Below are 11,980 nucleotides of genomic sequence, written 5' to 3'. Positions count from 1 at the left end.
TTCATAACAGTCAGAAATGGGGCCGGCTGATCTTCATGGATCAGCCGGCCCCATTTCTGACTTTAGAATGTGTCCCCATTCCTCATTAAATTCAGTTCTGACTGTTGATATAATTAATCAGCCCGCCAGCTGTTATGATTTTCTGCATAAACTCCGGAAAAGCCTGCCCTTTAAACTGAGTGCCCCTGGTCCGGTTATAGATCATACCGCTGTCAAAATCTACCTCTACCTCATCCCCTGCCCCGATGCCGGCGGACGCTTCCGGGCATTCGATAATGGGAAGGCCGATATTAATAGCATTGCGGTAAAAAATTCTGGCGAAGGTTTCAGCGATCACGCAGCTGACGCCGGACGCCTTGATTGCGATGGGCGCATGCTCTCTGGAGCTGCCGCAGCCAAAATTCTTATCAGCTATGATGATATCACCTTTCTTTACCTTTTTAACAAACTCGGTATCTATGTCCTCCATACAGTGGGAAGCTAACTCCGACGGCTCCGATACATTCAAATATCTCGCGGGAATGATCACGTCGGTGTCTACATTGTCTCCATATTTAAATACAGTTCCCTTTGCTTTCATAAAACAACCTCCGTTCCTGTCACCAACCAAAGGTTGATGACCTACGCACACTTCAGTGTGCCTCCTATTTTTCCTGTCACCAACCGAAGGTTGATGACCTACGCACACTTCAGTGTGCTTCCTATTTTCCTGTCACCAACCGAAGGTTGATGACCTGTGTACAATTATCTTCCGCCAGATATCCCAGCTCATAGCTCACATGGACAGGATATCCTGCCGGTTACCGCGCTGGCTGCCGCAACAGCAGGGCTCGCCAGATAGATCTCCGAAGTCACATGGCCCATGCGTCCTACAAAATTGCGGTTTGTGGTGGAGACGCAGCGCTCGCCTTCCGCCAGTATGCCCATATATCCTCCCAGACAGGGACCGCAGGTAGGGGTGCTCACCACCGCGCCGGCCTCTACAAATATCTGCACCAGGCCTTCTTCAATCGCCTGCAGATAGATCTTCTGAGTGGCGGGAATCACGATGGTGCGAACGCCTTTGGCCACCTTTCTGCCCTTTAAAAGCCCCGCCGCAATCCTTAAATCCTCCATGCGGCCATTGGTGCAGGAACCGATCACCACCTGGTCGATCTTAATGTCTCCCACCTCATCAATCGTCCTGGTGTTCTCCGGCAGATGCGGGAAGGAAACGGTAGGCTTCAATGTGCTTAAATCCACGGTAATCACCTGTTCATATTCCGCATCTGGGTCCGCCTCGTATACCGTAAACTCACGCTTGGAATGCTCCTTCATATAGGCGGCAGCTTTCTCATCCACGGGAAAAATCCCGTTCTTTCCGCCCGCCTCTATCGCCATATTGGCAATGGTGAAACGGTCATCCATGGACAGATACGCGATGCCGTCGCCCACAAATTCCATGGATTTATACAGAGCTCCGTCCACTCCGATTTTCCCGATAATATGTAAAATGATATCCTTGCCGCTGATCCACTCGGCCGGTTTGCCGGTCAAAACAAATTTGATGGCGGAAGGCACTTTGAACCACGCCTTGCCCGTAGCCATCCCGGCAGCCATATCCGTGCTTCCCACTCCGGTAGAAAATGCTCCCAGAGCTCCGTAGGTACAGGTATGGGAATCCGCGCCGATGATCACATCGCCTGCCACAGTCAGGCCTTTCTCCGGCAGAAGGGCATGCTCAATCCCCATCTCTCCCACATCAAAATAATTCGTAATCTCATGTCTGCAGGCAAATTCACGGACACACTTGCACTGCTGCGCGGATTTTATGTCCTTGTTCGGCACAAAATGATCCAGCACCAGCGCTATTTTATCTTTATCAAAAACGGTCTGCTTTGTCATCTTATTTTCCATCTCCCGGATAGCCACAGGAGAAGTGATATCATTGCCCAAAACCAGATCCAGGTCGGCTTCGATCAGCTGCCCGGCTTTCACCTCCGGCAGCCCCGCATGTGCAGCCAGTATTTTCTGCGTCATTGTCATCCCCATAATGAATGCCTCCTTTGCGATTCCATTTTATCCACTGTTGCCATTTTAGCACCATATTTGATATAATTGAAATACATAATAAGAATATTTATTATAATCTTAAGTTATAAAGGAGTACGATATCATGGACCAGTCACTGTCTTCTTATCGGATTTTTTATGAGGTAGCCCGCACGGAAAATATCTCCCGGGCCGCCAAGGAACTCTATATCAGCCAGCCCGCTATCAGCAAATCCATCAGCAAGCTGGAGGACAGCCTGAACGTTCCGCTGTTTGTGCGCAGTTCCCGCGGCGCACAGCTCACAGAGGAAGGACGCGTCCTCTACGAACACGTCCGCGCCGCGTTTGAACAGCTGGATATGGGAGAACAGGAAATCCACCGCATACACACCCTGGGGATCGGGCAGATCCGCTTCGGGGTCAGCACGACCCTCTGCAAGTATATTCTGGTTCCGTATCTGAAAGATTTTATCCCCATGAATCCGCATATTCGGATCAATATTTTAAGCCAGTCCACCATGAAAACGCTGGATCTGCTGGAACAGCGTCAGATTGATATCGGTCTGGTGGCCGAGCCAAAGAATCTGAATGATCTGGAATTTTTTCCGGTAACAGAAATTGAAGACGGATTCGTGGTCAGCAAAAACTATTTGGAGAATCTAAGGCTGCGGGAACATACGGACGTCATGGATGCCGGCATATTAGAGATCGGAAACATCATGCTGCTGGACCGCCAGAATATAACCAGGAAATTCATCGAAGCCTATTTCAGCGAACATCATATTGAACCCGCACAGGTTCTGGAGGTCACCTCCATGGATCTCTTAATCGAATTTGCCCGCATCGGGCTGGGGATCGGCTGCGTGATCAAGGACTTCGTCAAAGAAGATCTGGCATGCAAAAATCTGGTGGAAATTCCTCTGACACCTCCCTTAGCAAAACGTACCATCGGTTTTGTTTACCGGAAAAATACGCCTCCCACCAGGGCGATGCATGCTTTTATTAGCTTTTACAGGGATAAATTTCCAAATATCCCGCCGTCTGAACGGTTATAAATATTTTTTTGTTTTGCAATAAAACCTCTTTCCCATGCATTACTATGATGTAATCAGATGTCGGACTTCCGAGCACTGAACGTATGAAGGAGATCTCCCATGATAGTAACTTTTTTATTAACAGCAATCCAAAATATCGGACACCCAGGAGGATGCAAACCCGATGAAGCGCTGATCTGCGCGGTCGCAGACGGCAGCATGGCCGCATTTCAGGAATTGTATGAGCAGGCTTCACGCGCCGTTTACGGCTATGCACTGTCCATCGTCAAAAACAGATACGATGCTGAGGACATCATGCAGGACACTTTTATCAAAGTCAGGGAAGCCGCGCATCTCTACCGTGCCCAGGGAACACCGATGGCCTGGCTGCTCACCATCACGAAGAATCTGGCCTATATGAAATTCCGCGCGGATGCCAGAACCGTATGTTCCGAACAGCCAGAGCCTGAAGATGAACCGGATCTGTCCGGCATCGGTGATGCGCTGGACCGGATGGTTTTAAAGGCTGCCCTGTCACAGCTGGATGAACAGGAACGGCAGATCGTCATACTGCATGCCGTATCCGGTCTGAAATACAGGGAAATCTCCGATATGCTGGGGCTTCCGCTGGGCAGCGTGTTGTCCAAAAGCCACCGCAGCCTGAAAAAGCTGCAGCAATATCTGTCATAGGGAAGAGAGGTAAAAAATGAAAAAAAGAGAAATAGAACAGCGTATCCGCTCCGCGGTAAATGACATCACACCGGATGTTTACGAAAAGGCGGCGTCAGCCGACCTGCACCGGGCGGCGCAGTCCGGACAGGTCCTACACAAAAACAGAAAGAGATTGCCGCGACGCATCCTGGCCGGAGGACTGGCAGCCGCCCTGCTGCTGTTGGCCCTGTTTGCGGGCGGCAGCCGTTTTATCCGCAGCAATGCGGAAGTATCCCGGATCGGCATCGACGTTAATCCCAGTCTGGAGATCACATGCAACCGCCAGGATAAGGTGCTGGATGTAATCGCGCTGAACGATGACGCGGACGTCATACTGGAGGATATGGATCTGAAAAAAGTGGATCTTAACGTAGCGGTCAACGCGCTCGTCGGATCCATGGTAAAACACGGGTATATCAACGAAATCAACAATTCCATCCTGATTTCCGTGCACAGCAGCGATAAGGAGAAAGAAAGTGCGCTGCAGGCCGCAGTTTCTGACGATGTTAATCAGATACTGGCGCAGAGCGCTTTAAATGCCACCGTAATCAATCAGGATTTAAGCGACGACGATTATATTCTGGATTTTGCGCAGACCTATCAGATATCCGAAGGCAAGGCAGCGTTTATCTGCCGGCTCCTAAAACAGGATCCAGGCCTGGATGCCGCTGCTCTGGCCTCCATGTCCATCGGCGAGATCACCGCTTCTGTCAGCCGCAATGCCAATGTCAATATGAACACCTTTGCCACCGATGCTTCCGCCTATATCGGCATTGACGCCGCCAGTGAAATCGCGCTGGCCAGGGTACCCGGCGCTTCGTTAAAGGAGATTGAGCTTGAATATGAATATCCCGTAACGGTATATGAGGGAGAACTGATCAGGGATAACATGGAATACGAGTTTAAAATAGACGCTTACACCGGAGAAATCGTAAAATGGGAAGAAGAAGTGAGTGATCATCATCAGTATCCTGCTGAAACGCCGCAGACAGCGCCGACCGCTTCCGAATCCGCACCGGTTGAGACGTCCGCACCGGCTGAAACACAGGGCAGCGTCAAGGTCACTGAAGAAAGCGTGCGCGCGCTCGTAATGGAAAAGCTGCCCGACGCGGTCATTAAAAACTTATCCTATGACTACGAGGACGGCAGACCGGTATATGAGATAGAAGCTTATGTGGGATACGTTGAATACGATATCGAGATTGATGCAAATACCGGCAGCATTGTGAAGTGGAAAGAGGAAACAGAGGATGACGCCGCCGTGCACCAGTCGAATGCCGCGGCAGGCAGTGCCGGAATTATCTCGGATGCAGATGCCAGAGCGCTTGTTTCGTCCAGGGTTCCGGAAGCTTTGATCACAGAATTAAAGCTGGACCACGATGACGGCGTGCAGCTCTATGAAGGAGAAGCAAAACAGGGGGTTTATGAGTACGAGTTTGAAATCGATGCTTATACAGGTGAATTCCTGAAATGGGAAGAAAAAATCGACGACTGATTTTTCATATCACAGGAAGCAATTTTGCAGGACTACTTTTGAAAAATGCGGTAGGGGATCCGCTGCGCGGATCCCCTACCGCATTTTATATTCTGTCTACCGACACGCGATGCGGCTTTTGCATCAGCCGGCATAAGAGATGGATCAGTTATCGATTAGTTTGTTCTTGTTGGTCCAGGACATCATCTTACGAAGCTCTTCGCCAACAGTCTCCAGCTGATGATTTGCCTCCATCCTTCTCATAGCGTTGAAATTCGGGCATCCGCACTGATTCTCTAACAGCCAGTTCTTCGCGAATACACCGGTCTGGATATCCTTTAATACCTGTCTCATAGCGTTCCTGGTATCTTCGGTGATGATCTTCGGTCCGGTGATGTAATCGCCGTATTCCGCCGTATTTGAAATGGAATATCTCATTCCCTTGAATCCGCTCTCGTTGATCAGGTCAACGATCAGTTTCATCTCGTGGATACATTCAAAATATGCACTTTCAGGCTCATAACCGGCCTCAACCAGCACCTCAAAACCAACCTTCATAAGTTCGGTCACACCGCCGCACAGAACCGCCTGCTCCCCGAACAGATCCGTCTCTGTTTCTTCTCTGAACGTGGTCTGTAAAACGCCTGCTCTCGCTCCGCCGATTGCCAGTGAATAAGCGAGCGCTTTTTCTTTGGCCTTTCCTGTATAATCCTGATGAACAGCCACCAGACAGGGAACGCCCTGGCCTTCCTGATACTGGCTTCTTACCGTATGCCCCGGTCCTTTAGGAGCGATCATCGTTACGTCCACGTTCTTCGGAGGAACGATCTGTCCGAAATGGATAGCGAATCCATGTGCGAACATCAGCATATTGCCTTCCTCCAGATTGGGCTCGATGGATTCCTTATACATCTTCGCCTGCTTCTCATCATTGATCAGGATCATAATGATGTCCGCTCTCTTAGCTGCCTCTGCTGCAGTATATACTTCAAAACCCTGTGCCTCCGCCTTAGCCCAGGATTTGCTGCCCTCATAAAGGCCGATGATGACATTGCATCCGGACTCCTTTGCATTGAGCGCATGGGCATGGCCCTGGCTGCCATAGCCAATGACAGCGATCGTTTTGCCTTCCAGCAATGATAGGTTACAGTCTTCTTGGTAATAAATTTTCGCCATGATTCTATCTCCTTATTTTTGATTTTCCGGCAGCAGCTGCTGCCTTATGTATTCAAAGGGGCTGCCTCATCTTCTCTCCTATTTCTGCCGGAGCGAGGCCCGGCTGCGAGTTTGGATGGAGTAACTGCCTAGAATTACCCTTGTTAAATGATGGACGGACCTTCTGTCTCTTCCAGATTCATCCCTCTGCCAAGACCTGTGATGCCGGTTCTCGCCAGCTCTAAGATGCGGTACTGTCCTAAAAGATGGATGAATGCATCCAGCTTAACCTGATTTCCCGTGAGCTCCACCATCATAGAATCTTCCGCCACATCCACAATCTTTGCTCTGAAGATATCCGCTACAGCAATAATCTGCTGCCGCTCTTCCGGTTTAGACTGCACCCTCACCAGTATCAGCTCTCTGGTAACAGAAGCGTGTTCCGGCAGTTCCTTGATGGATATTACATCGATCAGTTTGGACAGCTGCTTTTCAATCTGTTCCAGGATCTCGTCATCGCCTCTAGCCACTACGGTCATGCGGGACAGGTTTGGATCATCTGTCACACCTACGGTGAGGCTGTCGATGTTATAACCGCGCCTGCTGAACAGTCCGGCAATACGGCTTAGGACGCCTGCCGTGTTCTCTACCAATAATGATAATACAATCCTTCGCATTATGTAACCTCTTTTATATTTTTGGCTTTTATTCTATCACAATGAATTTTCAATTTCAACTACTAGCTTTAATTTCTGTCGAATATTCTGTTATCACGTTACTATTCACGGTTGCCATAAACTTCCCGCGCATGTCTGGACAGAGTATGGTCCTCATCGGGACACGCTCTCGCTCCGTGAAGCGCGCAGCGGTTCTAACGCTGCAAACTACGCAGCGAAAGAACCGGCGGGCTTCAAGGGATCCCAATGAGGACCATACTCTGTCCAGACATGCGCTGCTTTATCGGCAGCCGTGAACATTAATGTTATCACATATATTTCGTGAAATAATTATTTTTGATGTTATAAATATACAGCTGATGCGTTTCTAATGATAAAACAGCAGAGTATCTCTGTCACAAAAATATATCACGAAAGGAATGATTCTATGGCAATTCGCTGGCAGCTGCGGCGGGCTCGGGAACAGAACGGGCTGACGCTCAAAGAGGCCGCAAATAAGCTGAAGATCAGCTACAGCTGTCTGGTCCGGCTGGAAAACGGTGAAAAGCACAAGATTTCTGTGGAACTGCTGCAAAAGCTTTGTATACTCTATCACGTCCCTCCTCATATTCTGCTCGGATACAGACTTCCCGATTTCTGCTACCTGTTCTGTCACACACCGCATTTCATACGTCCGTCCTCTTTTTACTCTCCCCGCAGAAACCATCTTCTCTCCTATCTCGAAGGCAGGGATTATCTGGATATCAAACGGCTGATCCAGATGTTTCACTGTCTGGATCACCGCGGAAAATATTTCATCGCCTCCATGATAGAGAATGAATTCAACCGATGTAAGAATACATCTCTGCCAAACATCTGAAAGTCTATTTTCACTCTGCCCCGCATATATTTTATGAGTACTTCGGCAATAAACTGGTCCGCTGCCCGGCAGCATGAAGGAGGGGGATTATGAATGAACATCCAATCATCATCAACAGGCTCTCACTGACTGGTGAGCTGTGTTACCAAAGCACCACACTTCTGACCTATCAGATTGACTATCCTCAGATGAAATCTGTCCGTTATGCGCAGACAGTACCATCGATCAACCAATTCTACCAAACAGAAGCGACTGAATTCGAAAAGTACTGCCGGCTGGAACTCTATCCGGATGCGCTGAACCAGTTTCATTATTCACTGGAGCACGCGCTTACCGTAATACCATATGAGGCTATGGTGACTTATAAAGTAACCTATAACGCCAACGGAATCGTCAGCCTGTATTTCGACCGTTATCTGTTCACCGGCGGGGCTCACGGCACCACAAAACGCTATTCAGACACATGGGATCTGAAAACCGGCAGGCGGCTGAAACTAAAAGATTTTTATCCCGAAGGGACTGACTGCAAGGCGCGGCTGCTCGCTGAAATCGCTCTCCAGATATCCCGTGCGCCGGACCAGTTCTTTGAGGACTATCATAAACTTCTGCAGGAATCATTCAATACAGCAGATTTCTACATGACTGACGAAGGTATTGTCATCTATTTTCAACAATATGATATAGCACCTTATTCCAGCGGTATCCCGCAGTTTTTGATTCCGTTCGGGCAGAAACACTCTTGAATCTGTTGCAGCCTAACCGCTCCGCTGTTATAATGGGGTAACAACCGTTAACCGCATCTGCAGAGAGGATGGTTTCTATGAATTTTATACACAGTTCCAACAAAATTTCACTTTTTGACAGCGGCCGCCGCCTTTTAACGGAAGTGACTTTCCCTGATATTGACGACAATACAGTAGATATCAATCATACCTTTGTGGACGATTCCCTTAGAGGCCAGGGCATCGCAGGGCAGCTGATGTATGAGGCCGCAATAAAGCTACGCCGGGAGCATAAAAAGGCAGTGCTTTCCTGCTCCTATGCCTCCGCCTGGTTTCACAAGCACCGTGAAGAATTTGCAGACGTCTTAAAAGAGGACTGATAAAGAGCCGGTGCCGCACGCAGTATGACGTGCGGCACCGGCTCTTATCATCACTTTCTACTCTTCTTCCAGATATCATAACATCCGCCCAGCGCCATGCCGGTGCAGAGACCGAGCAGCGGGTTATTCATCGCAAAACCGGCCAGCAGCCCCAGGCACAGCCCCGCAAGCAAACCAATACACTGAATCCCCTTCATCACTTTCTCCTCCATAAATATCTATGAAACCGTTCAGGCGTTGTCACGAACCAGGCTCTTGCTCTTCCAGCGGCCTGAATAATAACGGACTACCGGGATGATACAGCCGCAGGCCCAGGATAACGGGGTTGCCAGCCAGATTCCCCAGACTCCGAACGGAATGGTTAACGTGTACGCAAATATGATTCTGCCGGCCAGTTCTGACAGGCCGGTCACCACGGTGACTCCCACATCCCCGGAACCACGGATCACATTCAGATAGCTGTTCATCACGCCGGCAATCATATATGCGATCCCTATGATAGACAGATACTGGCTCCCATAGGCGATGGAGGCGCTGTCCGTACTGGGATTTAAAAATATGGACAGAATCGGCAGTCGGAAGCAGAGCACCAGCATCGCCAGCACCACGCTGGAAGTCACCATCAAAAACAGCGTTTTGCGCAGCCCGTCACGGATCCTTTCAAAGTTGCCCGTGCCTATATTTTGTCCGGTGAAGACGGACATCGCCGCGCCTATGGAGGTGATGATCTGTATGGTTACCGAGTCGATCCGAAGCACCATTGTGTAGGCGGCCATAACCGTCGTGCCAAAGGTATTGACCAATCCCTGCACACTCATGCCGCCCAGGGAAATCATAGAGCTCTGCAGCGCGGTGGGAACCCCCATGCGCAGCAGGATCCGAATCATCGACCGGTCACTGTGAAGGTATTTTCTGCTAAGATGCAGCTGCTCTCTATGCCTGTAAATATGTACGATGCAGATCAGAGCCGAAAACAGCTGCGCGATCACGGTCGCATACGCTACGCCGGCAACTCCCATATGAAATACCAAAACAAAGACCAGGTTTAAAGAGATATTGGTAAAGGACGCGACAATCATCGCATACAGCGGGGTTTTGGAATCCCCAACGCTCCTAAGCAGCGCGCCTGACGCGTTAAATGCGGCGGAAAATACCAACATGGAGGCACAGATGCGCAGGTATTGAACCGAATCACCCAATATCTCCTCCGGCACCTGAATGAGCCGCAGGATTGACGGCGCGAATACCGTTCCGATGACGGAAACCACCAAGATTAGTACCGCTTCGATTTTGACCAGCGCCGCCACTGAGCGGTTCATATCTTCATAGCGTTTACTCCCCCAATACTGGGCGATGGTCACGCCCGCACCGTTGCACATGCCCATGATCACTGTGGAAAGAAAAAATATAACATTTCCGGTAGTTCCTACCGCCGCCAGCGCGTCGGAACTGATACAGCGCCCCACCACAGCCGTATCCACCAGATTGTATAGCTGCTGGAATAAGTTTCCGATCATCATCGGAATGGCAAAACGAATCAGAAGCTTCATCGGCTTTCCCTTTGTCATATCCATTACCATTTCTGATCACCGCTTTCATTATAATATCCCTTATTCAAGTCTGTTCCACCTTTCTGTCCATGTATTATAAATGTTCCTATCTGCAATGATACGGATCTATAATGCCGCAAAACGCACTATAAGCCCAATTTTGTATTATAGCATCTGTTCGAAGCGCATTCCATAGGAAATATCGACTATTTTATGTATTTAAACGACTTATTGCATTTTTTTCAAAATGTGATATTGTAGAATTATGCATGGCACAGTGAGCCAGCAATAAAGAATACGAAAGGATCCAACCATGTATTTCTGTTACAAAATTCAAACCATACCCAGGATTTCCCGAATGAACCGTACGGTGACAACCGGGGACTGGATGCTTCCCACCAGAGTACAGGACGAATACGTGATGATCATTTTAAACGGCGGACACCTTTATCTCCAGGAAAACAACCGCCAGGTATGCTTAAAGCGCGGAGATGTGATCACGCTGCGGCCGGGTACAGTCTACCAGAGCTACCGCCCGGGCAGCTGTGATTATTATTTCATACATTTAAACGGGGAAAGCTTTGAGGAACTCGACTGCGCAGAACATGTAAGCGTACATCAAATCATCGCCCAAAATCAGACCATGGCCTTTAAATGCGATCCTTTAAACGATGAACTCTATGAAAAATCCATGCTCTTTCTTCCAAAGGATATGCATATCCATGATGAACAGCTGATGGAGCGCATCGGCAGCAGTATGCAGAGGGCCATACAGGCCTGCGCATCCAGGGAGCTGAACTATAAGCTGGTCTGTTCCCTGAAATTTCTGGAAATACTGTCTGAACTTTCCGCAAGCTTTGCAAAACAGGTGTTAAAGGAAGACACCGATGGGCGCAGCCGCGCGCTTCTGCATACGACGGAGCGGACACAGAAGATCATCGATCTGTTGTATCGGGAATACCCGAACAAGATTACCGGCAATTCCATCTCCAGGGAGCTGGATATGAATTTTGATTATTTGAACAGGATTTTCAAGCAGCAGATGGGGGTCACCATATTTGAATATCTGAATATTGTGAGAATCACCAAGGCACGGGAACTGATGATCGACGGCAGCCAGAAGCTTTATGAGATCGCCGCCGCCACCGGTTTCTGCGATGAATATCATTTCAGCAAGGCCTTTAAAAAGATGATCGGATGCTCCCCCAGACACTATTTAAACCGTAAAGCGGCATCCGGCCAGTAATCATAAACATGCGGCGCCGGCCGGGAAGGCTTCGCAGAAGCTCTGGCCGGGCGCCGCTATGAGAGCCGCGTACAGGACGGCAACCGGTACGCCTGGGAGGAGCAGGGACTCTTTGCCGTACCCAGTTATGTGTGCGGCCGCC

Annotated in this window: 13 protein-coding genes; 7 read left to right on the top strand and 6 right to left on the bottom strand. The window is 49.3% G+C overall.

Annotation, left to right across the window (positions count from 1 at the left end):
• Positions 1-91 precede the first annotated feature (91 nt).
• Positions 92-580 carry a 3-isopropylmalate dehydratase small subunit gene (gene leuD / locus DWZ56_RS03920; RefSeq protein ID WP_118555080.1) on the bottom strand — a complete coding sequence of 163 codons (489 nt, stop codon included), beginning with the start codon at positions 578-580 and terminating at the stop codon, positions 92-94.
• Between the two features lie 188 nt (positions 581-768).
• Positions 769-2,031: a 3-isopropylmalate dehydratase large subunit gene (leuC, locus tag DWZ56_RS03915; RefSeq protein WP_118555079.1), complete on the bottom strand. Its 1,263-nt coding sequence runs from the start codon at positions 2,029-2,031 to the stop codon at positions 769-771.
• Between the two features lie 124 nt (positions 2,032-2,155).
• Between leuC and DWZ56_RS03910 the strand changes: the two genes are divergently transcribed.
• The 3 genes from DWZ56_RS03910 (at position 2,156) to DWZ56_RS03900 (ending at position 5,270) form a co-directional block, all read left to right on the top strand.
• Positions 2,156-3,085, top strand: coding sequence for a LysR family transcriptional regulator (locus DWZ56_RS03910; RefSeq protein WP_118555078.1), 930 nt, complete (start codon positions 2,156-2,158; stop codon positions 3,083-3,085).
• Positions 3,086-3,184: 99 nt separating this feature from the next.
• Positions 3,185-3,754, top strand: coding sequence for an RNA polymerase sigma factor (locus DWZ56_RS03905; RefSeq protein WP_118555077.1), 570 nt, complete (start codon positions 3,185-3,187; stop codon positions 3,752-3,754).
• 16 nt (positions 3,755-3,770) lie between these two features.
• Positions 3,771-5,270, top strand: coding sequence for a PepSY domain-containing protein (locus tag DWZ56_RS03900; protein WP_118555076.1), 1,500 nt, complete (start codon positions 3,771-3,773; stop codon positions 5,268-5,270).
• Between the two features lie 144 nt (positions 5,271-5,414).
• On the opposite strand, the gene ilvC is transcribed toward DWZ56_RS03900, so the two are convergent.
• Both ilvC and ilvN read right to left on the bottom strand, forming a co-directional pair.
• Entirely contained in the window at positions 5,415-6,425 is a 1,011-nt protein-coding gene (ilvC, locus tag DWZ56_RS03895; protein WP_118555075.1) for a ketol-acid reductoisomerase, read from the bottom strand.
• 143 nt (positions 6,426-6,568) lie between these two features.
• On the bottom strand, positions 6,569-7,081 hold the full coding sequence (ilvN, locus tag DWZ56_RS03890; protein ID WP_118555074.1) for an acetolactate synthase small subunit: 513 nt from the start codon (positions 7,079-7,081) through the stop codon (positions 6,569-6,571).
• Between the two features lie 427 nt (positions 7,082-7,508).
• Here ilvN and DWZ56_RS03885 point away from each other — a divergent pair, with 427 nt between their 5' ends.
• From DWZ56_RS03885 to DWZ56_RS03875, 3 genes are all read left to right on the top strand, one after another.
• Positions 7,509-7,940 carry a helix-turn-helix domain-containing protein gene (locus tag DWZ56_RS03885; protein ID WP_158584435.1) on the top strand — a complete coding sequence of 144 codons (432 nt, stop codon included), beginning with the start codon at positions 7,509-7,511 and terminating at the stop codon, positions 7,938-7,940.
• Between the two features lie 89 nt (positions 7,941-8,029).
• Complete coding sequence (locus DWZ56_RS03880) at positions 8,030-8,683, top strand: DUF3298 and DUF4163 domain-containing protein (protein WP_118555072.1); 654 nt, start codon at positions 8,030-8,032, stop codon at positions 8,681-8,683.
• 77 nt (positions 8,684-8,760) lie between these two features.
• Entirely contained in the window at positions 8,761-9,042 is a 282-nt protein-coding gene (locus DWZ56_RS03875; RefSeq protein ID WP_118555071.1) for a GNAT family N-acetyltransferase, read from the top strand.
• A 50-nt stretch (positions 9,043-9,092) separates the two neighbouring features.
• On the opposite strand, the gene DWZ56_RS22670 is transcribed toward DWZ56_RS03875, so the two are convergent.
• Both DWZ56_RS22670 and DWZ56_RS03870 read right to left on the bottom strand, forming a co-directional pair.
• Positions 9,093-9,239: a hypothetical protein gene (locus DWZ56_RS22670; protein WP_158584434.1), complete on the bottom strand. Its 147-nt coding sequence runs from the start codon at positions 9,237-9,239 to the stop codon at positions 9,093-9,095.
• 33 nt (positions 9,240-9,272) lie between these two features.
• Entirely contained in the window at positions 9,273-10,622 is a 1,350-nt protein-coding gene (locus DWZ56_RS03870) for an MATE family efflux transporter (RefSeq protein WP_118555070.1), read from the bottom strand.
• A gap of 328 nt (positions 10,623-10,950) precedes the next feature.
• Between DWZ56_RS03870 and DWZ56_RS03865 the strand changes: the two genes are divergently transcribed.
• Positions 10,951-11,838: a helix-turn-helix domain-containing protein gene (locus tag DWZ56_RS03865; protein WP_158584433.1), complete on the top strand. Its 888-nt coding sequence runs from the start codon at positions 10,951-10,953 to the stop codon at positions 11,836-11,838.
• Positions 11,839-11,980 lie beyond the last annotated feature (142 nt).

It is taken from the genome of Lachnotalea sp. AF33-28 (genome assembly GCF_003477885.1).
Lineage (GTDB): Bacteria > Bacillota > Clostridia > Lachnospirales > Lachnospiraceae > AF33-28.
Note: the sequence above shows the minus strand (reverse complement) of the source record. Positions and strands in the feature narration are given on the sequence as shown.